Annotated in this window: 18 protein-coding genes; 11 read left to right on the forward strand and 7 right to left on the reverse strand. The window is 66.3% G+C overall.

Annotation, left to right across the window (positions count from 1 at the left end; translation table 11 throughout):
* Positions 1-10 precede the first annotated feature (10 nt).
* Genes AC2T4A_RS21630 through AC2T4A_RS21640 form a run of 3 tightly spaced genes read left to right on the forward strand, consistent with a single transcriptional unit; the run spans position 11 to position 5,733 of the window.
* Positions 11-1,162: a MexC family multidrug efflux RND transporter periplasmic adaptor subunit gene (locus AC2T4A_RS21630; protein ID WP_416751080.1), complete on the forward strand. Its 1,152-nt coding sequence runs from the start codon at positions 11-13 to the stop codon at positions 1,160-1,162.
* A gap of 21 nt (positions 1,163-1,183) precedes the next feature.
* Complete coding sequence (locus AC2T4A_RS21635; RefSeq protein ID WP_486741752.1) at positions 1,184-4,315, forward strand: multidrug efflux RND transporter permease subunit; 3,132 nt, start codon at positions 1,184-1,186, stop codon at positions 4,313-4,315.
* A 5-nt stretch (positions 4,316-4,320) separates the two neighbouring features.
* Positions 4,321-5,733 (forward strand): efflux transporter outer membrane subunit, encoded by a 1,413-nt coding sequence (locus AC2T4A_RS21640; RefSeq protein ID WP_486743708.1) that lies wholly within the window; start codon positions 4,321-4,323, stop codon positions 5,731-5,733.
* 378 nt (positions 5,734-6,111) lie between these two features.
* Here AC2T4A_RS21640 and AC2T4A_RS21645 read toward each other — a convergent pair whose 3' ends face one another.
* The gene (locus AC2T4A_RS21645) at positions 6,112-6,420 is read right to left on the reverse strand and encodes an NIPSNAP family protein (RefSeq protein WP_416751078.1); all 309 of its coding nucleotides are present in this window, start codon (positions 6,418-6,420) and stop codon (positions 6,112-6,114) included.
* Between the two features lie 303 nt (positions 6,421-6,723).
* Between AC2T4A_RS21645 and AC2T4A_RS21650 the strand changes: the two genes are divergently transcribed.
* Entirely contained in the window at positions 6,724-7,416 is a 693-nt protein-coding gene (locus AC2T4A_RS21650; RefSeq protein ID WP_024765777.1) for an MgtC/SapB family protein, read from the forward strand.
* Between the two features lie 54 nt (positions 7,417-7,470).
* On the opposite strand, the gene AC2T4A_RS21655 is transcribed toward AC2T4A_RS21650, so the two are convergent.
* Positions 7,471-7,815 carry a cupin domain-containing protein gene (locus AC2T4A_RS21655; protein ID WP_253449831.1) on the reverse strand — a complete coding sequence of 115 codons (345 nt, stop codon included), beginning with the start codon at positions 7,813-7,815 and terminating at the stop codon, positions 7,471-7,473.
* A 243-nt stretch (positions 7,816-8,058) separates the two neighbouring features.
* Between AC2T4A_RS21655 and AC2T4A_RS21660 the strand changes: the two genes are divergently transcribed.
* Positions 8,059-9,396, forward strand: a complete 1,338-nt coding sequence (locus AC2T4A_RS21660; protein ID WP_486741753.1) for an OprD family porin — start codon at positions 8,059-8,061, stop codon at positions 9,394-9,396.
* Positions 9,397-10,536: 1,140 nt separating this feature from the next.
* Here AC2T4A_RS21660 and AC2T4A_RS21665 read toward each other — a convergent pair.
* The 3 genes from AC2T4A_RS21665 to AC2T4A_RS21675 form a co-directional block, all read right to left on the reverse strand.
* Positions 10,537-13,686 (reverse strand): CusA/CzcA family heavy metal efflux RND transporter, encoded by a 3,150-nt coding sequence (locus AC2T4A_RS21665; protein WP_486741754.1) that lies wholly within the window; start codon positions 13,684-13,686, stop codon positions 10,537-10,539.
* Positions 13,687-13,698: 12 nt separating this feature from the next.
* The gene (locus AC2T4A_RS21670; RefSeq protein WP_486741755.1) at positions 13,699-14,949 is read right to left on the reverse strand and encodes an efflux RND transporter periplasmic adaptor subunit; all 1,251 of its coding nucleotides are present in this window, start codon (positions 14,947-14,949) and stop codon (positions 13,699-13,701) included.
* A 171-nt stretch (positions 14,950-15,120) separates the two neighbouring features.
* A complete protein-coding gene (locus tag AC2T4A_RS21675) occupies positions 15,121-16,368 on the reverse strand; it encodes a TolC family protein (protein WP_486741756.1) in 1,248 nt (415 codons plus the stop codon).
* A 401-nt stretch (positions 16,369-16,769) separates the two neighbouring features.
* On the opposite strand from AC2T4A_RS21675, the gene AC2T4A_RS21680 reads away from it, so the two are divergent.
* On the forward strand, positions 16,770-17,444 hold the full coding sequence (locus AC2T4A_RS21680; RefSeq protein ID WP_486741757.1) for a heavy metal response regulator transcription factor: 675 nt from the start codon (positions 16,770-16,772) through the stop codon (positions 17,442-17,444).
* On the forward strand, positions 17,441-18,826 hold the full coding sequence (locus tag AC2T4A_RS21685; RefSeq protein WP_486741758.1) for a heavy metal sensor histidine kinase: 1,386 nt from the start codon (positions 17,441-17,443) through the stop codon (positions 18,824-18,826). Before AC2T4A_RS21680 ends, AC2T4A_RS21685 begins: the two co-directional genes overlap by 4 nt.
* 1 nt (position 18,827) lies before the next feature.
* Here AC2T4A_RS21685 and AC2T4A_RS21690 read toward each other — a convergent pair whose 3' ends face one another.
* Positions 18,828-19,163, reverse strand: coding sequence for a DUF2790 domain-containing protein (locus tag AC2T4A_RS21690; RefSeq protein WP_416747284.1), 336 nt, complete (start codon positions 19,161-19,163; stop codon positions 18,828-18,830).
* A 316-nt stretch (positions 19,164-19,479) separates the two neighbouring features.
* Between AC2T4A_RS21690 and AC2T4A_RS21695 the strand changes: the two genes are divergently transcribed.
* Positions 19,480-20,148, forward strand: a complete 669-nt coding sequence (locus AC2T4A_RS21695) for a TIGR04211 family SH3 domain-containing protein (RefSeq protein ID WP_486741759.1) — start codon at positions 19,480-19,482, stop codon at positions 20,146-20,148.
* A gap of 98 nt (positions 20,149-20,246) precedes the next feature.
* On the opposite strand, the gene panB is transcribed toward AC2T4A_RS21695, so the two are convergent.
* On the reverse strand, positions 20,247-21,074 hold the full coding sequence (gene panB / locus AC2T4A_RS21700; protein WP_486741760.1) for a 3-methyl-2-oxobutanoate hydroxymethyltransferase: 828 nt from the start codon (positions 21,072-21,074) through the stop codon (positions 20,247-20,249).
* An 87-nt stretch (positions 21,075-21,161) separates the two neighbouring features.
* Between panB and AC2T4A_RS21705 the strand changes: the two genes are divergently transcribed.
* From AC2T4A_RS21705 to cobF, 3 genes are all read left to right on the forward strand, one after another.
* Positions 21,162-21,959, forward strand: coding sequence for an AraC family transcriptional regulator (locus AC2T4A_RS21705; RefSeq protein ID WP_416747278.1), 798 nt, complete (start codon positions 21,162-21,164; stop codon positions 21,957-21,959).
* 283 nt (positions 21,960-22,242) lie between these two features.
* A complete protein-coding gene (gene metE, locus AC2T4A_RS21710) occupies positions 22,243-24,540 on the forward strand; it encodes a 5-methyltetrahydropteroyltriglutamate--homocysteine S-methyltransferase (protein WP_486741761.1) in 2,298 nt (765 codons plus the stop codon).
* A gap of 242 nt (positions 24,541-24,782) precedes the next feature.
* Positions 24,783-25,547, forward strand: a complete 765-nt coding sequence (cobF, locus tag AC2T4A_RS21715) for a precorrin-6A synthase (deacetylating) (protein WP_486741762.1) — start codon at positions 24,783-24,785, stop codon at positions 25,545-25,547.
* The last annotated feature ends 9 nt before the right edge of the window (positions 25,548-25,556 follow it).

Raw genomic sequence — 25,556 nt, forward strand, 5'->3', positions numbered from 1 at the left:
CAGGTGAAACATGGGCAGGTTGCGTGCAGTAGGGACAATCAGTGCGTTGGTGGCAGCGTTGGCGCTGGCCGGTTGCGGACAATCCGGTGAACCACCGGCGGCCGCGGAGGCGGCGCGCCCGGTGGATGTGGTGGCGGTGGCAACCGAACCTCTCACCCTGACGTCGGAGTTGCCGGGGCGTATCGAGCCGATGCGTGTTGCCGAGGTGCGGGCGCGGGTGGCAGGCATCGTGGTGCAGAAGCGCTTCGAGGAAGGTGCCGACGTGAAGGCCGGCGACCTGCTGTTCCAGATCGATCCGGCGCCGCTCAAGGCTGCCGTGTCCCGCGCCGAAGGCGAACTGGCGCGAGCCCAGGCGGCGCAGCAGGAAGCCCAGGCACGGGTGAAGCGTTACGAGCCACTGGTGAAGATCGAAGCGGTCAGCCAGCAGGACTTCGACACCGCCACCGCCGACCTGCGCAGTGCCCAGGCGTCGGTGCGCTCGGCCCAGGCAGACCTGGAAACCGCACGCCTGAACCTGGGCTATGCCTCGGTCAAGGCGCCGATCTCCGGGCGCATCGGCCGCGCGCTGGTGACCGAGGGCGCGCTGGTCGGCCAGGGCGACGCCACGCTGATGGCGCGTATCCAGCAGCTCGACCCGATCTACGCCGACTTCACCCAGCCGGTAGCCGACGCCCTGCGCCTGCGTGAAGCGCTCAAGAGCGGCAACCTCCCCGCTGGCCAGAGCCAGGCCCTGAGCCTGCGCGTCGAAGGCACACAGTACGAGCGCCAGGGCGAGTTGCTGTTCACCGATATCTCGGTGGATCGCGGCACAGGCCAGGTCTCACTGCGCGGCAGGTTCGACAACGCCGACGGCCTGCTGCTGCCGGGCATGTACGTGCGCGTCACTGCCCCGCAGGGCACCGACGCCAAGGCCATTCTGGTGCCGCAACGCGCCGTGCAGCGCGCCACCGACGGCACCGCTCACGTGCTGGTGATCGGCGCCGAAAGCCGCGTCGAGACCCGCCAGGTGCAGACCGGCGCCATGCAGGGTTCGCGTTGGCAGATCAGCCAGGGCCTGGCCAGCGGCGACCAGGTCATCGTCGGCGGGCTCACCGGCCTGCAACCGGGCGCCAAGGTCGAAGCCCGTCACGCTCAGGAGCAACAGCAGGCGTCGCGTCAGTAAGGCAGCGCCGAGGAATTCCCCATGTCACTGTTCTTCATCAAGCGCCCCAACTTCGCGTGGGTGGTGGCGCTGTTCATTTCCCTGGCCGGCCTGCTGGCGATTCCGCTGCTGCCGGTCGCCCAGTATCCCAGCGTGGCGCCGCCACAGATCACCGTCACCGCCACCTATCCCGGCGCCTCGGCGCAGGTGCTGGTGGATTCGGTCACCAGCGTGATCGAGGAGGAGCTCAACGGCGCCAAGGGCCTGCTCTATTTCGAATCCACCAGCAACTCCAACGGCATGGCCGAAGTGGTGGTCACCTTCCAGCCCGGCACCAACCCGGAGCTGGCCCAGGTGGATGTGCAGAACCGCCTGAAGAAGGCCGAGGCACGCATGCCCCAGGCCGTGCTCACGCAGGGGCTGGAGGTCGAGCAGACCAGTGCAGGCTTCCTGCTGATCTACGCGCTGAACTACAAGGAAGGCTCCCAGCGCACCGATACCACCGCCCTGGGCGACTACGCCGCGCGCAACATCAACAACGAGCTGCGCCGCGTACAAGGCGTCGGCAAGCTGCAGTTCTTCTCCTCCGAAGCCGCCATGCGCGTGTGGATCGACCCGCAGAAACTGGTCGGCTACGGCCTGTCCATCGATGACGTGGGCAACGCCATTCGCGGGCAGAACGTGCAGGTGCCGGCCGGCAGTTTCGGCGCGTCCCCCGGCAGCACCGAGCAGGAGCTGACTGCCACCCTCGCCGTGAAAGGCACCCTGGACGATCCGGCGGAGTTCGGCCGTATCGTCCTGCGCGCCAATCCGGACGGTTCCACCGTCAAGCTGGCCGACGTGGCGCGCCTGGAAGTGGGCAGCGAGAGCTACAACTTCACCGCGCGCCTGGACGGCAAGCCCACCGTGGCCGGCGCCATCCAGCTCTCCCCTGGCGCCAACGCCCTGCAGACCGCGGCCCTGGTTAAGGAACGACTGGCCGAGCTGTCGGTGAACTTCCCCGACGACGTCGAGTACTCGGTGCCCTACGACACCTCGCGCTTCGTCGACGTGGCCATCGAAAAGGTCATCCACACCCTGCTCGAAGCCATGGTGCTGGTATTCCTGGTGATGTTCCTGTTCCTGCAGAACGTGCGCTACACCCTGATCCCGGCCATCGTCGTGCCGGTGTGCCTGCTGGGCACGCTGACGGCGATGTACCTGCTGGGCTTCTCGGTGAACATGATGACCATGTTCGGCATGGTGCTGGCCATCGGCATCCTGGTGGACGACGCCATCGTGGTGGTGGAGAACGTCGAGCGGATCATGGCCGAGGAAGGCCTCTCCCCGCCTGCCGCCACCGTCAAGGCGATGGGCCAGGTGTCCGGCGCGATCATCGGCATCACCCTGGTGCTCTCGGCGGTATTCATGCCGCTGGCGTTCATGGCCGGCTCGGTGGGCGTCATCTACCAGCAATTCTCCCTGTCGCTGGCGGTGTCGATCCTGTTCTCCGGCTTCCTCGCCCTGACCTTCACCCCGGCGCTGTGCGCCACGCTGCTCAAGCCGATCCCGGCGGGCCATCACGAGAAGCGCGGCTTCTTCGGCGCCTTCAACCGCGGCTTCGCTCGCCTGACCGAGCGCTACACGCGGCTCAACAGCGCGCTGGTGAAACGCGCCGGGCGCTACATGCTGATCTACGCCGGCATCGTCGCCCTGCTCGGCTACAGCTACCTGCGCCTGCCGGAATCCTTCGTGCCGGTGGAAGACCAGGGCTACATGATCGTCGACATCCAGCTGCCGCCGGGCGCCACCCGTGCGCGTGCCGACGTTACCGGCCAGGAACTGGAGCAGTTCCTGAAGTCCCGCGAGGCCGTGGCCTCGTCCTTCCTGGTGATGGGCTTCAGCTTCTCCGGCATGGGCGAGAACGCCGCACTGGCGTTCCCGACCCTGAAGGACTGGTCCGTGCGTGACAAATCGCAGTCCGCCGAGGCGGAAACCGCGGCGATCAACGAGCGCTTCGCCGGCATCAGCGACGGCGCGATCATGGCCGTTACCCCGCCGCCGATCGACGGCCTGGGCAACTCCGGCGGCTTCTCGCTGCGCCTGCAGGACCGCGCCGGGCTCGGCCGCGAGGCACTGTTGGCGGCCCGCGACCAGCTGCTCGGTGAGGCCAACGGCAATCCGAAGATCCTCTACGCCATGATGGAAGGCCTCGCCGAGGCACCCCAGCTGCGCCTGGAGATCGACCGAGAGAAGGCGCGCACCCTGGGCGTCAGCTTCGAGTCCATCAGCAGTGCGCTGTCGACCGCCTTCGGCTCCTCGGTGATCAACGACTTCGCCAACGCAGGCCGCCAGCAACGCGTGGTGGTGCAGGCCGAACAAGGCGACCGGATGACCCCGGAGGCCGTGCTCAAGCTCTACGTGCCCAATAGCAACGGCGAGCTGGTGCCGCTGTCCGCCTTCGTCAGCACCCGCTGGGAAGAAGGCCCGGTGCAACTGGCGCGCTACAACGGCTATCCGTCGATCCGCATCGCCGGTGATGCCGCGCCCGGCGTCAGCACCGGCGAGGCCATGGCCGAAATGCAGCGTCTGGTGAGCGAGCTGCCGGCCGGCATCGGCTACGAATGGACCGGCCTCTCCTACCAGGAGAAAGTCGCCAGCGGCCAGGCGAGCCAACTGTTCGCCCTGGCCATCCTGGTGGTGTTCCTGCTGCTGGTGGCGCTCTACGAGAGCTGGGCGATCCCGCTGTCGGTGATGCTCATCGTGCCCATCGGCGCCCTCGGCGCGGTGCTCGCGGTGACCGTCACCGGCCTGCCCAACGACGTGTACTTCAAGGTCGGCCTGATCACCATCATCGGCCTGGCAGCGAAGAACGCGATCCTCATCGTCGAGTTCGCCAAGGAGCTCTGGGAACAGGGCCACAGCCTGCGCGACGCCGCGATCCAGGCGGCACGCCTGCGCTTCCGACCGATCATCATGACCTCCATGGCCTTCATCCTCGGCGTGGTGCCGCTGGTGATCGCCAGCGGAGCCGGCGCCGCCAGCCAACGCGCCATCGGCACCGGGGTGATCGGCGGAATGCTCAGCGCCACGCTGCTGGGGGTGATCTTCGTGCCTATCTGCTTCGTCTGGCTGCTGTCGCTGCTGCGTCGCCAACCCAAACCTGCGCATCAATCCACGGAGGCCGCGCAATGACCACCCTGCGCAAACCTGCCTTTGCCGCCAGCGCGTTGCTGCTGGCGATGATTCTGGGCGGTTGCTCCATGGCGCCCACCTACGAGCGCCCGCAAGCGCCCGTGGCGGCGAACTGGAACAGCCCGGCTGCGGAAAACGGCCAGGCGGCCAGCAACCTCGACTGGCAGACCTTCATAGTCGACAGCGAACTGCGCAGCCTGGTGAGCGTCGCCCTGGACAACAACCGCTCGCTGCGCCAGACCCTGCTGGACATCGAACAGGCCCGCGCGCAGTACCGCATCCAGCGCGCCGACCGCGTGCCGGGGCTGAATGCAGCGGCCAACGGCAATCGCCAGCGGCTGCCCGGTGATCTGTCCAACAGCGGCAGCTCGGCGGTGAGCAGCAGCTACCAGGTCGGCCTGGCCCTGCCCGAGTACGAGCTGGACCTGTTCGGCCGGGTGAAGAGCCTGACCGACGCCGCGCTGGAGCAATACCTCTCCACCGAGGAAGCCGCCCGCAGTGCACGCATCGCGCTGATCGCCGAGGTCAGCCAGGCCTATCTCACCTACGACGGCGCCCAGCGCCGCCATTCGCTCACCGAGCAGACCCTGGTCAGCCGCGAGGATTCGCTGAGCCTGATCAGCCAGCGGCGCACCGCCGGCGCGGCCACGGCGCTGGACTATCAGGAAGCGCTCGGACTGGTGGAACAGTCCCGCGCCGAGCTGGAAAGCAACGCACGGCAGAAACAGCAGGCGCTCAATGCCCTGGTGCTGCTGCTCGGCACATCCGATGCGGCCAAACGCATCCCGCAGGTGCCGCAGGACAAGCCCATGCTGATCCAGGACATCGCGCCCGGCACCCCGTCGGAACTGATCGAGCGGCGCCCGGACATCCTCGCCGCCGAGCATGTGCTCAAGGCGCGCAACGCCGACATCGGTGCAGCCCGCGCGGCGTTCTTCCCGCGCATCAGCCTGACCGGCAGCTTCGGTACGTCCAGCGCGGAAATGTCCGGTCTGTTCGACGGCGGCTCACGTTCGTGGAGCTTCGTGCCGACCTTGTCGCTGCCAATCTTCGACGCGGGGCGCAACAGCGCCAACCTCGACCTCGCCAAGGTGCGCAAGGATTCGGCCGTGGCCGCCTACGAAGGCACCATCCAGACGGCGTTCCGCGAAGTGGCCGACGCGCTCGCGGCGACCGACACCCTGCGCCGCGAGGAAGCCGCGCGCCGGGCCCTGGCCAACACCACCAACGAGACGCTGAAACTGGCCAAGGCGCGCTACGAAGGCGGCGTCGACAGCCACCTGCGCTACCTCGACGCGCAGCGCAGCAACTTCGTCAACGAGTCGGCCTACATCGAGACCAGCACCCAGCGGCAGATCGCCCTGGTGGACCTGTTCCGCGCCCTCGGCGGTGGCTGGAGCGGCGGAGCGGCGAAGTGACGGCGCAACGCTGACCCAGCACCTCCACGTGGGGCGCATAGCCGGGAACGGGTTATCCGCCGCCATGGCGGGGCGTTATGCGCCCTACGCTGCTCCTCTGCCGGCGGATGGCAATCGCGGACGGAGTCCGCTCCTACGAGAGGCCTCTGCGCAAGGGCCGCCCCTCACCCTAACCCTCTCCCAGGGGGAGAGGGGACCGCTTGGTACAGGATGAATTCGGCGCCAGCCGGCACGGACGGCTCCCTCTCCCTCCGGGAGAGGGCTGGGGTGAGGGGAAAGCATCGGCACGGGCTTCCCGAGAAAGACAATTACCCCTACCGGGCTTGATACTTGCTTAGCGGACTTTGTCCGCACAGCTTGGTGCACCACAGCGGCCGCTCAGCCGCCAAACACCGGCCGGAAGAAACTCCGCTCGTAGCTGAGGATGCAGCGGGTATCCTCGGCGTAGCGGAACGCAGCCTGGCATTCGGGATCGTCCATGGACTGCTCCCGGTAGCGTTCGTAGTCGGCCAGGCTGGGGAAGGTGAACATCGCCAGAGCAATGTTGCTGGCGCCCTCGGAGGGCAGGAAGTAGCCATGGTGCTGGCCGCCGAAGCGCTCCACCAGGGGAATCCACAGCCGGCCGTAGTGTTCGAATTCCTTGAGCTTGTAGGGGTCCAGCACGTAGCGCAGGTAACAGGTGACCATCTTGCCAACTCTCTTCCGTTGAATGGGACGGCCACTCTACCTAGTCCTCGCGGGAACACCTACACGGCCTCCCCGGCATATGGCTCTTCGTAGGAGCGAGCTTGCTCGCGCAACAGACCTCCCGGCGACCTCATAGTCAAGCGGTTCGCGAGCAAGCTCGCTGCTACAGGTCACAGCCCACCTGTGACCTGTCAGCCCGTATCGCCCGCCAGCCCATTAGACTGGACGCACCTCCCTATTCACCAGGGGCACGATGCCCCTTTCCACGGGCGTCGGCACAAGACCGGCGCGGAGCACAACGGCATGTACTTCGACATCATTCTCGACCTTTTCGCGGCGCTCTGCTTCGGCGCGCTGATCGGCATGGAGCGCCAATGGCGCCAACGCTTTACGGGCGTGGCCACCCATGGGCTGGTGTCCCTCGGTGCGGCCACCTTCGCCACCCTGCCCTTCCTCATGGGCGCGGAGGACCAGGTGGTGCGCATGTCGGCCCAGGTGGTCACCGGCATCGGCTTCCTCGGCGCCGGTGTGATCATGCGCGACGGCCTCAGCGTGCGCGGCCTGAGCACCGCAGCCACGGTCTGGTGCACTGGCGCGGTGGGCGTGCTGGCAGGCAGTGGCTTCCTCGCGGCAGCGCTGGTCGCCACCCTGCTGATCGTGCTGTGCAACCTGACACTGCCCTCGGTGACACGCTGGATCCAGCGTCACGCGCCGATAGAGCCGAGCAGCGAGCGCTACTACACGGTCGAGGCCGTCACCGAGGCGCACCAGGAAGCCTTGGTGCGCTCAACCCTGCTGCGTCGCCTGAGCGCCAACGGCCTGGCCCTGCAAAGCCTGGAAAGCCACGCACGCAAGACCGGCGGTGAAGTGGAAGTGGCCGCGCTGGTCCTTGCGCCCAGCGACAAGGACAGCCTGCTGGAAGCCCTGGTCGGCGAGCTGGCATTGGCGCCCTACGTGTCGGCAGCCAGTTGGTCGGTCAGCGACGGGCCACAATGAACGCCACGCCATGAAAAAGGGAGCCCTCCGGCTCCCTTTTTCATGGCGCACACATCAGGCGAAAACGAAGTACTTGCGCACCGTCTCCACCACTTCCCAGGTGCCCTTCATGCCCGGCTCGATGACGAACACGTCGCCGGCGCGCAGGTGGATCGGCTGCTCGCCCTCGGGGGTGATGACGCAGTAGCCGTCGAGGAAGTGGCAGTACTCCCACTTCTCGTAATTCACCTCGAACTTGCCGGGGGTGCAGATCCACGTGCCCATGATCTTGCTGCCGTCCGCCGACAGGTAGGCGTTGAGGTTGACGGTGTGCGGGTCCCCGCCGATGCGCTGCCACTTGGTGGCGTCCAGCACGGGGGTCGGGCAGGTGTCGCGCAGGACGGTGATGAAGTCGGACATGTCAGCTCCAGGTCGTTTCAATGAGGTTTCGCCACCCTAGGCATCGGCCGGCCGCAGCGATTGCCTGGTTCCGACATCGGTTTGCCTGCCAGCGCTACCCCGCCACTGCCTGACAGATTTGTCATCCACCGCTCACCTCGTCGTTATCCGCGCTCCCACACGATGCCCGTGGCCCTCGCCACGCCTGGGCGAAAACAACAACAGCAGGCGGTAACCAGACCATCCTGCCCTTAGGAGCACATCATGTACCGACACACGTTCCCGCTGGCAGCTTCGCTGCTGGTACTGGGGGTCGCTTCGACGACCGTCCTCGCCGAAGGCAAGTCCGAAGAGAAGCAAGAAGGCTTCCTCGAAGGCGCCAGCCTGGAAATCCTCAACCGCAACCTCTACTTCAACCGCGACGCCCGCCACGGCCAGTCGATGCCACCGCGCGGCAACGGCTACTCGGAAGTCTGGGCCCACGGGATCATCGGCAAGTTCGAGTCCGGCTTCACCCAGGGTACGGTCGGCGTGGGCGTTGACGCCTTCGCCATGGTCGGCTTCCAGCTCGACACCGGCGACGGGCGCAACGGCGCCGGCAGTTCGGTGGACGTATTGCCCACCGACAGCGACGGCCGTACCGAGAGTGACTACGCCAAGGCCGGCGGCGCCGCCAAGGTGCGCCTGTGGGACACGGTGCTGAAGGTCGGCGACGTATTCCCGGAGACCCCTGTGGTGCACTACGGCGACTCGCGCCTGCTGCCGGAATCCTTCCGTGGCTTCACTCTGCAGAACACCAGCCTGGAAGGCCTGACGCTGCAAGGCGGCCGCCTGCACTCCATGAGCCAGCCGCAGTCACGCCAGATGGACGACGGTTTTGCCACCTTCTACGCAGGCCCGGTGGACTCGGCCTGGCTCGCCTATGGCGGCGGCGACTACAGCATCAACGACAACGCCAGCGTCAGTCTCTACAGCAGCCGCCTGAAGGACGCCTGGAACCAGTACTACTTCGGCACCGCACTGAACGTCCCGCTCAGCGAGGCCGTGGAGCTGTTCGGCGGCTTCAACTACTACAAGTCGCAGGATGAAGGGCGCGAGCTGCTCGGCGAGTTCAACACCAACATCTGGAGCGCCAGCGCCGGCGTGCACGTCGGCGCCCATCGCATCGCAGTCAGCCACCAGCGCAACAACGGCAACAACGACTTCGACTACCTGCGCCAGGCTGACTCGATCTATCTCGACAACTCCATCCAGTACAGCGACTTCAACTCACCGAAAGAGCGTTCCTGGATGGTCCGCTACGACCTCGACATGGCCACCTACGGCGTACCCGGCCTGAGCTTCATGACCCGTTACGCCCGCGGCTCCGACGCCGACTACTCCAACGCCAATGCCGTGTACATGCGCCGCGACGACAACGGCGACCCGCTCACTGACCAGAAGCGCTGGGAGCGCGATATCGAGGCCAAGTACGTGTTCCAGGAAGGCCAGCTCAAGGACCTGTCCCTGCGCGTACGCCAGGCGACGACCCGCGCCACCGCCTTCGAATCGGACCTGGACGAAGTGCGGCTGATCATCGAATACCCGCTGGCCGTGCTCTAAGGCCGGCGCCTGGGGGGATGACGAAATTGTCAGCTACGCCTCAGCCTCCCGTTAGGCGCCCCTGCGTATAACGGAAGGCATCACCGCCCCCAAGGCTACTGGTGATGATTTCCCCCGCAAGACTGCTCCGCTTCCTGGCGCTCCACGTGCCCCTTTGGAGGAAGAGGAACCCTCGGCGCCCGCAAGGGCGCCTTTTTTTGCGCGTCGAAAACTGGCCCTGGGACGGAACTGTAGGAGCGAGCTTGCTCGCGAACCGCACGCTACCGTCCTACCCGACGAGCACACCCGTTAGATGGCATGGTTTCAATGCGGCTGGCGACTCTGATCGCGGACGTAGTCCGCACCTGCGGGGCAGGCATCGGCGCCAGGCGATTCGCGAGCAAGCTCGCTCCTACGAAAAGCACGCGGGATTTCAAGCCGAACTGTAGGAGCGAGCTTGCTCGCGAACCGCACGCTACCGCCCTACCCGGCGAGCACACCTGTGGGATGGCGTGGTTTCAATGCGGCTGGCGGCTCTGATCGCGGACGTAGTCCGCACCTGCGGGGCAGGCACCGGCGCCGGGCGATTCGCGAGCAAGCTCGCTCCTACGAAAAGCACGCGGGATTTCAAGCCGAACTGTAGGAGCGAGCTTGCTCGCGAACCTAACGCTACCGTCCTACCCGACGAGCACACCCGTTAGATGGCATGGTTTCAATACGGCTCGCGGCTCTGATCGCGGACGTAGTCCGCACCTGCGGGGTAGGCACCGGCGCCGGGCGATTCGCGAGTAAGCTCGCTCCTACGAAAAGCACGCGGGATTTCAAGCCAGACTGTAGGAGCGAGCTTGCTCGCGAACCGCACGCTACCGTCCTACCCGACGAGCACACCCGTTAGATGGCATGGTTTCAATGCGGCTCGCGGCTCTGATCGCGGACGTAGTCCGCACCTGCGGGGCAGGCACCGGCGCCGGGCGATTCGCGAGCAAGCTCGCTCCTACTAGAAGCATTCGGCCGGCACCCACTCTTGAAGACTTCCCGTTCGTAGAGCGTATAACGCGCCAGCGTTATCCGCCGCAAAGCAATCGGCGGATAACCCGTTCCGGGTTATCCGCCTACATATCGGTTCTGTGGGTTGTGCTCTCGCCGGAGCGCCCCCAAGAGCTAGGCGCCCTGCCCCTCCTCATCCCGTCGATGCATCCACCGATACAACGCCGGCAGCACCAGCAGCGTCAGTGTGGTCGATGAGAGGATGCCGCCGATCACCACGGTCGCCAGCGGCCGCTGCACTTCCGCGCCAGTGCCGGTAGCCAGCGCCATGGGCACGAAGCCCAGCGAGGCCACCAGCGCGGTCATCAGTACCGGGCGCAAGCGGGTCAGCGCCCCCTCGCGGATCGCCTCGTCGAGGCCACGCCCCTCCTCCCGCAAGCTGCGGATGAACGAGATCATCACCAGGCCGTTGAGCACCGCCACCCCCGACAGCGCAATGAAACCGACGCCCGCGGAGATCGACAACGGGATATCGCGCAACCACAGCGCGACCACGCCGCCCGTGAGGGCGAAGGGAATCCCGGTGAACACCACCAGCCCATCGCGGACGTTGTTGAACATCATCAGCAGCAGGGTGAACACCAGCAGCAACGCCACCGGCACCACGACCTGCAAACGCTGGGCCGCCGACTGCAACTGCTCGAACTGGCCGCCCCAGGTGGTCCAGTAGCCGGCCTGCAGCTTCACCTGCTGCTCCATGCTGCCGCTGGCTTCGGATACGAACGAGCCGATATCCCGTCCGCGTACGTTCGCGCTCACCACCACCAGGCGCTTGCCGTTCTCGCGGCTGACCTGGTTCGGCCCCTGCACCAGCTCCAGGCGCGCCACCTCGCCCAGGGTGATGAAGCCGATGCGCGAGTCGGTGGCATTGGCCGGGGCCGGCACCGGGATCAGCATGCGCGACAGGGCGTCGATATCGCTGCGCAGGTTTTCCGGCAGGCGCACGATCAGGTCGAAGCGGCGGTCACCCTCGAACAGCGTGCCCGCCTCGCGGCCACCGATGGCCACGGCGACGTTGTCCTGGATGTCGCCGACATTCAGCCCGTAGCGCGCCGCGCGCTGGCGGTCGATGTTGACGGTGAGCACCGGCAGGCCGCTGGTCTGCTCGACCTTCACCTCGGACGAGCCCTGCACCTGGCGCAGCACGCCGGCGATCTGCTCGGCAGTCTGGTTGAGGACTTCCATGTCATCGCCGAAGACCTTCACCGCCACGTCACTGCGCACCCCGGAAATCAGCTCGTTGAAGCGCAGCTGGATCGGTTGCGACAGCTCGTAGGCGCTGCCCGGCACGCCATTGGCGGCCTCCTGGATTTCCGCTTCCAGCTGCGCGCGGCTCTTCTTCGGGTCGGGCCACTGGTCCTTGGGCTTGAGCATCACGTAGGCGTCGGAAATATTCGGCGGCATCGGATCGGAGGCGATCTCCGCGGTGCCGGTGCGGCTGAACATGCGCTGCACCTCGGGCACCTTCGCCAGTACCTGGCGCTCGAGCTTTTCCTGCATGGCCACCGATTGCGACAGGCTGGTCCCCGGCGTGCGCAGCGATTGCAGGGCGAAATCGCCCTCACCCAGGCTGGGCACGAACTCGCTGCCCATGCCCCTGGCAAGCACCCCCGAAAGCACTACCAGCACCGCAGCGCCGGCGAACACCAACGCGCGGCGCGCCATCACCCAATCCAGCACGGGCTCGTAGGCGCGGCGCGCACTGCGCATCAGCAGGTTCTCCTCTTCCTTGACCTTGCCGGTGATGAACAACGCAATGGCCGCCGGCACGAAGGTCACCGAGAGGATCATCGCCCCCAGCAGCGCCAGCACCACGGTGAAGGCCATGGGATGGAACATTTTCCCCTCGACGCCGGTGAGGGCGAAGATCGGCAGGTACACCACCATGATGATCAGTTGCCCGTAGATCAGCGCGCGGCGCGCTTCCTTCGAGGCGGCGAAGACCTCGTGCAGGCGTTCGCTGCGGGTCAGCATGCGACCATGGTGCTGCTGCGCATGGGCCAGGCGGCGGATGGCGTTTTCGACGATCACCACGGCGCCGTCGACGATGATGCCGAAGTCCAGCGCGCCGAGGCTCATCAGGTTGGCGCTGATGCGGTTGCTGAACATGCCGGTGAAGGTGAACAACATGGCCAGCGGGATCACCATGGCGGTGATCAGCGCCGCGCGGATGTTGCCCAGGAACAGGAAGAGCACCGCGATCACCAGGATCGCGCCCTCGGTAAGGTTGCGCTTGACCGTGGCGATGGCCTTGTCCACCAGTTGCGTGCGGTCGTAGACGGTCACCGCCTTGACCCCGGCCGGCAACGTGCGGTTGATCTCCGCCAGCTTCTCGGCGGCGGCCTTGGCGACGGTGCGACTGTTCTCGCCGATCAGCATGAACACCGTGCCGAGCACCACTTCGCGGCCATCCTCGGTGGCGGCGCCGGTGCGCAACTCACGACCGAGATCGACCTCAGCGACGTTGCGCAGGCGGATCGGCGTGCCGCCAATGTTGGCCACGACGATATTGGCGATGTCCTCCAGGCTGCCCACCTGCCCCGGCGCGCGCACCAGCAACTGTTCGCCATTGCGTTCGATGTAACCGGCGCCAACGTTGGCGTTGTTGCGCTCCAGCGCGGCGATCACATCGGCCAGCGTCAGCCGATAAGCCGCAAGACGACGGGTGTCCGGGGCCACCTGGAACTGCTTGGCGAAGCCGCCGATGGTGTTGACCTCCGCCACGCCGGGCACGTTGCGCAACTGCGGTTTGATCACCCAGTCCTGGATCACGCGCAGGTCGGTCGGCGTGTACTCGCTGCCGTCCTCCTTGCGCGCGCCCTGCTCGGCCTCGATGGTCCACAGGAAGATTTCTCCCAGCCCCGTGGAAATCGGCCCCATGGCCGACTCGACGCCCTCCGGCAATTGCTCACGGGCCTGCTGCAGGCGTTCGTTGACCAGTTGGCGAGCGAAGAACAGATCGGTGCCATCCTTGAAGATCACCGTCACCTGGGACAGCCCCGAGCGCGAGATCGAGCGAGTCTGCTGCAGGCCCGGCAAGCCTGCCATGGCGGTCTCCACCGGGTAGGTGATGCGCTGCTCGGTCTCCAGCGGGGTGAAGCCCGGTGCCGAGGTGTTCACCTGTACCTGCACGTTGGTGATGTCGGGCACCGCGTCGATGGGCAGTTTCTGGTAGCTGGCGATGCCCAGGCCGGCCATGCCGAGAACGGCGAGCAACACGAGATAGCGTTGCTCGATGGCGAAACGAATGATGCGTTCGAACATGCTCTCGCTCCGTCAGTGCGCGTGGGACGCCGAGCTCTTGCCCAGCTCCGACTTAAGGACGAAGCTGCCTTCGGCCGCCACCTGGTCGCCGACGGCGAGCCCCGCCAGCACCTCGACCTGACCTGCGCTGCGCGCGCCGAGATCGACTGGACGCGGGTCGAATCCTTCGGCGCTGCGCACGAAGACGCTGGGCTTGCCTTCCACCTCCTGGATCGCCTGCTCCGGCACCGCGACGGCCACCTGGCGAGAGGCGCTGCTCACCCGCACATTGACGAATAGACCAGGGCGCCAGGCGCCATCGGGGTTGGCCAGGGTGACGCGAGCCACCGCGCTACGGGTCTGCTCGCCGAGCAGGTTGCCGACATAGCTGACGCGGCCGTCGACCTGCATGCCGAGGTCCGCCGCCTCCACCCGCGCTGGCTTGCCCACCTGCACCCGCGCCAGGTCCTGCGGCGCCACGCTGAAACTGGCCCAGACCCGCGACAGGTCGGACAGCGTGAAGGCCGCCGTGGTCTCGCTGACCACCTCGCCGGGTACCAGGTGCTTCTCCACCACCACGCCGTCGAAGGGTGCGCGCAGCTCGTATCGATTGCCGCCAGCGCTGGCCGACACACCGCTGAGCGCGTTGGTTTTCTGCTGTGCGTTGGCCAGGGCGATGCGCGCTTCCTCCAGGTCCTGGCGCGCCTGCAGGTAGTCCTGTTCGGCGGAAATCTTCTCCTGCCACAGCTCCCGCTCGCGTTCGAAAGTCTTGCTCGCCAGGCTCACCCGGCGCTGGGCAGCGGCCAGCTCGCTGCGCAGTTCGGAGACCTGCTGGCTGGCGATCACCGCCAACAACTGGCCCTTCTTCACGCTCTGCCCGAGTTCCACCGCCACTGACTCCACCACGCCGGGCGTGCGCGGCACGACGTGCGCGGTGCGGTCCTGATCGAAGCCGATCTCGCCAGGCAGGCTGAAGGCTTCGTCCAGCGCCTGCGGGCCGGCGGTGGCCAGCCGGATGCCGGCGGCCTCGATCTGCGCAGGGCTCAGGTGCAGGCCTGCCTCCTCGGCTTCCGCATCCGTGGCGGCGTGATGTTCGTTGTCGGCATGGCTGGCGGCTTCGACGTGGCGCGTCGGCGCAGCGCCATTGTGGTGCTCACCGTCGGCATGGGTCGCGTCGTCGAGGTGACGGCCGCCAGCCTGTTCGCTGCCCATCCAGGCGTAGGCGCTGACGCCTAGAGCTGAGGCCAGCAGCACGGCGGCAGCGAGAGGGGTTTTCTTGATCATGGAAGCTCCAGGGAAGATCCGGCGATGCCGCGCCGAGGCGTGGGCAGCGCAAGGTGATGGAGGGTGCTGAAGAGGTCGTGGACGCACCAGTGCGTGGGCAGGCTCACGGTTGGCGCAGCGGCGGATGGCGTCAGGCTCACCAGCAGCAGGCCGAGCCAGGCGCGGCGGCGGTTAGCGGGCCGCGCCGACATCGCCGTAGACCCGCTCGATCCGCCCCCAAGCGTCGCTGACCTGGGCCAACGCCCGCAGGTACTGGTCGCGCGCGGTGATCAGGGTGCGCTGGGCGTCGAGCACTTCGAGGAAGCCGAACTTGCCCATCTCGAAGCCGCGCGTGGCGCTTTCCACGGCGGTCTGGGCGCTTGGCAGGATGGTCTGGCGGAAGGCATTCACCTCGCCCTGGGCAGTGCTCCACTGCTGCAGCGCCTGCTGGGTTTCCTGGCGCAGGCGCAGCTCGGTGGCGTTGCGCAGGTCGCGGGCCTGATCGGCGCGGCGCGACTCAGCGAGGATGTTGCCCTGATTGCGATCGAACAGCGGCAGCGGCAGGCTGAAACCGATCACCGCGATGCGGTCGCGATTGCCCTCCTCGATGGATTCCTGGCTGCCGAGGCTGACGTCGAGGTCGGGAATGCGCTGGGTTTTCGCCAGTCGCAGGGCGGCTTCGCCTTCCTCGATGCGGCTCTGCGCCAGGCGCATTTCCGCACTATCGCCGAGGCGGCTCAGCAGCTCATCGGGGCTGGGCAGCCCAGGCAACGGCTTGGCGCTGTCGCTACGCACGCCACTGAAGTCCGCTGACGCCAGCCCCATCAGCGTGGCCAGAGCCTGATTGGCGTCGGCCCGCTCGCGGCTAGCCCGATCCTGTTCCAGGCGTACCTCGGCCAGTTGCACCTGTGCGCGGTTGGCCTCCAGTGGCGCAGCCTTGCCGGCGCGCACGCGCCCCTCGGCGGCGACTACACCCCGTTGCGCCAGCTCGACCGACTGTTGAGCCAGACGCTCACGTTCCTGGGCGCGCAAGGCGCTGTAGAAAACCGCAATCACCTCACCGCGCAACTGGTTGCGCCGGGCTTCCAGGCTCAGTGCCGCCACGTCCTGGCCACGCTCGGCCAGCTCTACCCGCGCGCCGCGCTTGCCGCCCAGCTCCAGCGGCTGGCTGATGCCGAACGTGGTGGTGCGATTACGCGACTCGGTGCCCTCCTGCTCCCAGGACAGCGTCGGGTTGCGCAAGAGGCCAGCCTGTTCACGCAGGCCCTGGGCGATGCCGATTTCCCGGCCGCTGGCGGCCAGTTCGGGGTTACCGCTGGCGGCGGCCTGCAGGGCATCCTCGATGCCGATCTCGCGGGCCTGCGCCCCGCTTGGGAATTGCCAGAGCAGCAGCGCCAGCAGCGTTGCCGGGGCGGCGAAACCTGAACGTCTTGAAAGCACGGCGAACCTCGCACGGTGGAGTCAACTTCGACGGCATCCCGTCATTTCCACCGGCGAATCTAGAAGTGCCTCTCTAGCGACAAGGTGACCGGATAATTACAAACATGTAATTGGCCAATTGCCTGTTTCCCGTTGTATGTATTTAAAAAGGCCTCGCGCGTCTTCCAGGTAACTTCAGGAAACAATTAACGCTACCCAAGCGAACCTTCTGATTATCTGAAAACCCATTAAGACCAAGCATCTACGTAACTTCCCGATATTTTAACGGGGCCCCGGATGCGACATCACCAGCATTGACCCTGAAGTCGCTACAGCTTCTAGACTGCGCGCGTTTTTCGCAGGCCGCTGAACTTTCCCGCGCCTGCGGCACCACTCTTCACGTAATTACCGGGTAACTATCCATGAAAATCCTGCTCATCGAGGACGACCACAAGACGGCCGACTATCTGCAACAGGGGCTGAGCGAAAGCGGCTATGTCGTCGACCGCGCCGACAACGGCGTCGATGGCCTGCACCTGGCCCGGCAGTACGCCTATGACCTGGTCATTCTCGATGTGAACCTGCCGCAGATGGATGGCTGGGACGTGCTCGCCAGCCTGCGCCAGCACAGCGACATCCGCGTGATGATGCTCACCGCCCGCGGCCGCCTCACCGAGCGTGTGAAAGGCTTCGACCTGGGCGCCGACGACTACCTGCTCAAGCCCTTCGAGTTCCCCGAACTGCTGGCCCGCGTGCGCTCGCTGATGCGCCGCAGCGAACGCATCGACCAGCCCCGGGTGCTGGAAATCGGCGGGCTGGAACTGGACCCCGGCCGCCACCGCGCCTACCGCGACAGCCGGCGCATCGACCTGACCAGCAAGGAGTTCGCCCTGCTGCACCTGCTGATGAGCCGCAGCGGCGAAGTGCTCTCGCGCACGCAGATCATCTCGCTGGTCTGGGACATGAACTTCGACTGCGACACCAACGTCGTGGAAGTCACCGTTCGCCGATTGCGCGCCAAGATCGACGACCCCTTCGCCGACAAGCTGATCCACACCCTGCGCGGAGTCGGCTACGTGCTGGAGTCCCGCGCATGAAGCCGGCCAGCCTGTCACTGCGCGTCGGCCTGTGGGTCGGCGTGCTCGGTTCGGTGCTGACGCTCCTGCTGCTGACCCTCGCGTATCTCGCCCTCGATCACCAACTGGACCAGCGCGCCCACCGCGAGCTGGAGGACAAGCTCGGGCAACTGCGCCACGCGCTGGATGCCGACCCCGGCCTCGCCGCCTTGCCCCTGCGCGGCCATGCCCTGCAGGACCAGTTGATGGGCCACGATAATCTCAGCGCCGCGCTGCTCGATGAACAGCGCGGGCGCCCGGCGCTGTTCAGCAGCGGGCCGCATGCCGATCTGCCGATACTCGATGAGTTCGCCGGCAGCGGCCGCGCCTTCGGCTGGACCGCGCCGGACGGTCGTCGGCTGCTCACCGAGCGCAACCTGATCCGCCTGCGCGACGGCAATACCCTGCGAGTATTCCTGACGCTGGATCGCCGCGACGACGACGCACTGCTCGACGCCTTCCTGCGTTCGGCCTGGCTGGCGGTACCGCCGCTACTCTTGCTCATCGCCCTGGGCGCACGCCTGGTGGCCAAGCGCGGCCTGCTGCCCTTGCGGCAGTTCGGCCAGGTGGCCTCGCTGGTCACCACCCAGGACCTCAGCCATCGCATTCCACTGCAGGACCTGCCACGGGAACTGGGCAAGGCGGCACGGGCACTGAACCTGATGCTGCACCGGCTGGACGGCGGCGTGCAGCAGCTCACGCAGTTCTCCGACGACATCGCCCACGAACTGCGCTCGCCCATCGGCAACCTGCTGGGCAAGGCGCAGGTAACGCTGTCGCGGCCAAGGGAAAAGGAAGAGTACGAAGCGGTGCTGGCGGCGAGCACCGAAGAGCTGGAACGGGTCGGCCGGATCGTCAGCGACATGCTCTTTCTCGCCCAGGTCAGCCATCCACGCGCGCTGCTGCCGCAAGAGCCGGTGCGCCTGGAGGAAGAAGCGGCGAAGGTCGCCGAGCTGTTCGATTTCAGCGCCGAGGAGAAGGCACTGCGTATCGTCATCGAGGGGCATGGGCTGGTGGTGGGCGACCGTCTGATGGTCCAGCGCGCCATCTCCAACCTGCTGTCCAACGCCATCCGCCATACGCCCGAAGGCCAGTCCATCAAGGTGAGGATTCAGGACGACGGGGATGCAGTGACATTACAGGTGGAGAACCCCGGCGCCGGAATTGCCGCGGAGCACCTGCCGCACCTGTTCGAGCGTTTCTACCGGGTGGACAAGGGCCGCTCGCGAGCGCAGGGCGGCACGGGCCTGGGGCTGGCCATCGTGCGTTCGATCATGGAGTTGCACCTGGGCGCCGCCAGTGCGCAGAGCTCGGAGGAAGGGCCGACGCGCTTCCTCCTGAAGTTTCCAGCCTCGTCCGACTGAATCAGCGGGTCGTACGGCAGGCGACGCGCTCGGTGCGGTACTCGATGGCCTGCTCCTCGCCGAAGGAGTCCTTGTAGCGCAGCTGCACCGGCACCACACCGCAGTCGGCGCTCATCGGCGTCACCGCCACGACTTCGGCGATATCCAGGTTCATGCCATAGGTGTACTGCTTCGCCTCGGCGATCTGTGTCGGCGTGGGCGCGCTCTGGCGGGCCTGCATGACCTGCTGGCGGGCCTGCTCCATGCGGGCGAAGGTGATGTCGCCGCCACCGTCGGCCAGCGCCAGGGAGGATACGCCGGTCAGAACAGCGATCAGGAAGAAGCGGGAGAGTTTCATGGCAGTCACCTCTTGGGTGGTTGGAAGTAACCCCACCTTATGTGGCCGCCGCTAACGGGAAGCTGAGGCACGGATGACGATTCAGTTATCCGCACGAGCGCCATAGCCAGACTTTTCCCACCACTCATCCGTGCAATTTCCCACCGGTGAACTCTCGGCATCCGACAACTGTCTGTGTGCTGTCGGCCCACCGGGTGGGATTCCTGGCCATTGGCCACCCGGATAGTTCTGAACCCGTCGTTCCAAAGCAAGTCACCCGGCCGGCGATTTCGCTCCCGCAATGCGGGTCTCGTTTCAAGTCACGTGAAGATTGCCCATGTCCCTATCGCGTCGTATCCCCGCACGAGTTTCTCCCGCCCAGACCCGCGCTCTCGGTGCCTGCCTCTTCGCCGGCCTGCTGGCAGCCGGCGCCCCGGCCCAGGCCGAGGAGCCCGCCAGCAACGCGCGCTGGGTGAACGACAGTCTGAGCACCTACGTGCGCAGCGGCCCCACTGACGGTTACCGCATCGTCGGTACCCTCACCTCCGGGCAGAAGGTGCAGCTGATCAGCACCTCCGGCGACTACAGCCAGGTGCGCAGCGACAGCGGCAACAGCGTATGGATCGCCAGCAAGGACCTGCAGGACAAGCCCGGCCAGGCCGAACGCCTGCCGTCGCTGGAGCAGAAGGTCACCGAGCTGACCACCCAGTTGCAGACCATTGATGATTCCTGGAAGAACCGCGTGCAAGGCATGCAGGAAACCCTGGACGCGCGCAAGAAGCTCATCGATGAACTGCAGGCCGCCCGCAGCGCCCTGGACTCCGAGCTGAACCAGGCGCGCTCGCAACTGCGCGACACCCAGGCGCAATTGGGCGACGAGAACAAACAGGTACTGATGCGTTATATGGCCTACGGCGGCAGCATCGCCGGCGCCGGCCTGCTGGCCGGGCTGATCCTGCCGACCATGCTGCGCGTGCGGCGCAAGCGCAGCACCGAGTGGGTCTGACCTCGGCCGCCCGATCGCGGACAGAGTCCGCTCCTACACCTGGGCCAGCTTTCGTAGGAGCGGATTTCGTCCGCGGTGATCCAATCGCTGCGCCCCTCTCAACGGGTTAAATCCATCCCGAAGCAGTGCCGCGCCTGCGGAAACTCGCGCCCACGCACCTCGCTGGCAAAGCGTTCGGCCGCTGCCGAGATCAGCTCGTCCACCCGCACATATTGCTCGGCAAAACGCGGAATCTGCTCGCCGGAAAGCCCCAGCATGTCCTCGGTCACCAGCACCTGCCCGGCGCAGGCTGGCGAAGCGCCGATGCCGATCACCGGGATCTCCAGGCGCTCGCACACCTGGCGCGCCAGCGGCTCCAGCACGCCTTCGAGCACCACGCTGAAGGCACCAGCGGCTGCCACCGCATCGGCATCGCGCAGCACCTGGGCGATGCCGGCTTCCTCCTTGCCCTGCACCTTGAAGCCGCCGAGGGCGTTGACCTTCTGCGGCATCAGGCCGATATGCGCCATCACCGGAATGCCGCGCTCGACCAGGAAGGCGATGGTCTCGGCCATCTCCGCGCCACCTTCCAGCTTTACCGCCTGTGCGCCGCTTTCGGCGAGCACCCGCGCGGCGGCGAGGAACGCCTGCTGCGGCGCAGCCTGGTAGCTGGCGAAGGGCATGTCCACCACCACGCACGCCCGCTGCGAGCCACGAACCACCGCAGCGCCGTGGGCGATCATGGTGTCCAGGCTCACGGCCAGGGTATGCGGCATGCCGTAGAGCACCATGCCCAGTGAATCGCCAACCAGCAGTACATCCACGTGCGGGTCCAGCAGGCGCGCCATGGGCGCAGAATAGGCAGTCAGCACGACGAGGCTGCCGGCTTCCCGGCGTTGGCGGATGTCGAGGATGGACAGGCGTTGCTGCTGGCGATGGCTGCTCATGGGGTTCTCCTTTTCACGGGCTGCTATTGACCAGGGAAGACGCTACCATCGGCGCTTCGTGGCCCACTTCCGTGAGAGAGACAAGCTATGCCGTTGACGGGACAGGATCCTTTGGCACTTCCCGGCTTCGCCACACTTCCCCGGCCGGTCTGGCTGCGCGCTTTCGACATGCCATCCGGCCACAGCGTGGCGCCGCATACCCACCCCTGGGGGCAGCTGATGTATGCCGCCAGCGGAGTGCTGGAAGCCAGCACCGAACAACACGCCTGCCTCATCCCGCCGCGCCGCGCCATGTGGCTGCCTCCCGGGGTGTCCCACAGCGTGCGAGCGCGGACTGCCGTGGTGTTCCGCAGTTTCTACCTGGCCGCGGATATCGCTGCGGGACTCGGCCCTTGCCGTGTCGTGGAAGTCTCGTCACTGCTGGACAACCTCATCCAGCGCGCCAGCGAGTTCGCCAGCGACTATCCCGACGAAGGACCGGAAGCACGCTTGATGCAGGTGCTGGTGGATGAACTGCACAATGCGCCGAATTCCGGCCTTGACCTGCCACTGCCCCGTGATGCCCGGCTGCGGCGCGTCACCGACCATCTCCAGGAGCACCCCGGCGAACGATTGGGCATCGAGGACTGGGCACAGCGCGTCGGGGCCTCGCGGCGCACCCTGGCGCGGCTGTTTCGCGACGAGACCGGCCTGTCGTTCCGCGAGTGGCGCGAACGGGTTCGCCTGCTGGCGGCGCTGCCAAGGCTGGAGCGCGGCGAGTCGGTGACGTTGATCGCCGGCGAGCTGGGGTATGAATCGACCTCGGCGTTCATCGAGTTGTTTCAGCGCCAGCTGAAGACTTCCCCCGGAGCCCTGGCCCGGCAGATGCGGGCCGGCGGTGCGTAGCACCGACCTGCGTTCAGCCGCTAGCGCTGCGGTGGTCCGGGTTCGCGAGCAAGCTCGCTCCTACAGGTTTCGCCGTGCGCCGTTTCGCCAGCGTACAAGGGCAATGGGCCTTGATTAGCGGCATTTCTCGTAGGGCGCATAACGCGCCAGCGTATCCGCCGCTCGCCCTGAATCGCGGCATCAACATGAACATTTCTTATGTTCATCACAAGAACATTGAGTTTGTCTCATGAAGGCAACGCCGGGAGAATTTATCCATTGTTGATTCACTGGAGAGATTCACATGGCGCTGGCACACAACCTCGGCTTTCCCCGCATCGGCCGCGACCGCGAGCTGAAGAAGGCCCAGGAGGCCTTCTGGAAGGGTGAGTTGGACGAAGCCGGCCTGCGCGCCGTTGGCCGCGAGCTGCGCGCCGCCCATTGGCAGGTGCAGAAGAACGCCGGCATCGAGCTGCTGCCGGTCGGTGACTTCGCCTGGTACGACCAGGTGCTGACCCACTCGCTGACCTTCGGCGTGATTCCCGAGCGCTTCCGTATCCACGGCGACGCCAAACCGACCCTGCAGACCCTGTTCGCCATGGCGCGAGGCGTGAGTGCGGGTTGCTGCGGCGCTCATGCCCAAGAGATGACGAAGTGGTTTGACACCAACTACCACTACCTCGTCCCCGAGTTCAGCGCTGACCAGCAGTTCGAGCTGAGCTGGGAGCAACTGTTCGAGGAAGTGGAAGAGGCGCACGCGCTGGGTCACGCGGTAAAACCGGTAGTGATCGGCCCGCTGACGTACCTCTGGCTGGGCAAGACCAAAGGCAACGACTTCGACAAGCTCGACCTCGTGGAACGCCTGCTGCCGTTATACGGCCAGATATTCCGCCGCCTCGCCGCGCAGGGTGTGGAGTGGGTGCAGATCGACGAACCGATCCTTGCCCTCGACCTGCCGCAGGACTGGAAGAACGCCTTCGAGCGCACCTACAACCTGTTGCAGAGCGAGCCGTTGAAGAAGCTGGTGGCCACCTATTTTGGCGGCCTGGATGACAACCTGGGGCTGGCTGCCGGCCTGCCGGTAGACGGCCTGCACCTCGACCTGGTGCGCGCGCCGGAGCAGTTCCCGACTATCCTCGACCGCCTGCCGGCCTACAAGATTCTCTCCCTTGGCGTGGTCAACGGCCGCAACGTCTGGCGCTGCGACCTGGAGAAGAGCCTGGAAGTGCTGCGCCACGCCCATGACCGCGTGGGGGATCGTCTGTGGGTCGCGCCGTCCTGCTCGCTGCTGCATAGCCCGGTGGACCTGGAGCGCGAGGACCAGTTGGATGCCGAGTTGAAAAGCTGGCTGGCCTTCGCTGTGCAGAAGTGCGCCGAAGTCGCCCTGCTCACCCGCGCCGTCAACCAGCCCGAAGCCCCGGAAGTCCTGGCCGCACTGCAGCGCAGCCGCGCCGTGCAGGCCAGCCGCGCCGCCTCGCCGCGTATTCACAAACCGGAGGTGAAAGCCCGCCTGGCCGCCGTCAAGGCGCAGGACAGCCAGCGACATTCGCCCTTTGCCGCGCGTATCGTCAAACAGCGCGCCGGCCTGAACCTGCCGGACTTCCCCACCACCACCATCGGCTCCTTCCCGCAGACCTCCGCCATCCGTCTCGCACGGCAGGCGTTCAAGCAGGGCAAGCTCAACGTCGCTGATTACACCGAGGCCATGCACAGCGAAATCCGCCACGCCGTGGAGATCCAGGAGCATCTGGGCCTGGACGTACTGGTGCACGGCGAGGCCGAACGTAACGACATGGTTGAGTACTTCGCCGAGCAACTCGACGGCTACCTCTTCACCCGCTTTGGCTGGGTGCAGAGCTATGGCTCGCGCTGTGTGAAGCCAGCGGTGATCTTTGGCGACCTGAGCCGTCCGCAACCGATGACCGTGGACTGGATAAGGTACGCCCAGAGCCTTACCGCGAAGGTGATGAAGGGCATGCTGACCGGCCCGGTGACCATGCTGATGTGGTCCTTCCCGCGCGAGGACGTCTCCCGCGAGGTGCAGGCACGCCAACTGGCCCTGGCGATCCGCGACGAAGTGGTGGACCTGGAAGCCGCCGGCATCCGCATCGTGCAGATTGACGAAGCCGCCTTCCGCGAGGGCTTGCCGCTGCGCCGCAGCGACTGGGGCCGCTACCTGGACTGGGCCACCGAGGCCTTCCGACTGTGCGCCTCCGGCGTGCGCGACGAAACCCAGATTCATACCCACATGTGCTACAGCGAGTTCAACGACGTGATCGAATCCATCGCGGCGATGGACGCCGACGTCATCACCATCGAGACCTCGCGCTCGGACATGGAACTGCTGGAGGCCTTCGAGAAGTTCGAGTACCCCAACGAGATCGGCCCGGGCGTCTATGACATCCACTCGCCGCGCGTGCCGGGCAAGGACGAGATGGTCAAGCTGCTGCGCAAGGCGGCGCAGCGTATTCCCGCCGAGCGCCTGTGGGTCAACCCTGACTGTGGCTTGAAAACCCGCGCCTGGCCGGAGACGGAAGCAGCGCTGATAAACATGGTCGCGGCGGCCCGCGAGCTGCGCAAGGACGCGGCGTTGCTGGGCTGACCGGCGGGTTCCGCCGCGCCGAAGGTGAGCGATGCAAACCTCGTTGCGGCGATGAAACATCGCGGACAGAGGCCGCTCCTACGAATCCGATTTCGCGCGTAGGAGCGGACTCTGTCCACGATCGGCCTCAGCCCGCAGCGGACCATCGGCAATCTCCCGCAACGGCGCGTCGATCCGGCCGATGAGCGCGTCGCCGGACAGGCGTAGTCTTGAAGCCCAACGAACCGGATGCAGGACCAGACATGAAGCAGCTGCTCATCATCGGCATCGGCGCTGGCGACCCCGACTACCTCACCGTGCAGGCGATCAACGCGATGAACCGCGCGGATGTGTTCTTCCTCATGGACAAGGGCGCGAGCAAGGACAAGCTGCTCCAACTGCGCCGGGACATTCTCGAGCGCTACGTCACCCGTGGTGATTACCGCATCGTTGAAGCCGACAGCCCCGAACGCATCCGCGAAGGTGACTACGCCGGGCAGGTGCGTGACCTCAACCAGGCCAAGCAGCAGGTGCTCGAACGCCTGATCGCCGACGAACTGCAGGAGGGCCAGTGCGGCGCCTTCCTCGTCTGGGGCGACCCGTCGCTCTACGACAGTACCCTGCGCATCCTCGACGCCATCCTGAGCGAGGGCCGGGTGAACTTCGATCATCAGGTGATCCCTGGCATCACCAGCGTGCAGGCCCTCGCTGCGCGCCACCGGGTGCCGCTAAACGCCATCGGCCAGTCGGTGCTGATCACCACCGGTCGGCGTCTGGCTGAAGGTTTCCCGGATAACGCCGAGAGCGTCGTGGTGATGCTCGACGCCGAGGACACCTACCGCCAGCTGGACGACCCGGAGCTGGAAATCTACTGGGGCGCCTACGTCGGCACGCCGGACGAAATCCTGCGCAGCGGGCGGCTCACCGAGGTTGGCGAAGACATCCAACGCACCCGCCAGGCAGCCCGCGAGGCCAACGGCTGGGTCATGGATACCTACCTGCTGCGTCGCCCCGCTGCCGAGCACTGATGGCGCTGT

This window comes from Pseudomonas sp. PVC-3-1, assembly GCF_057444315.1.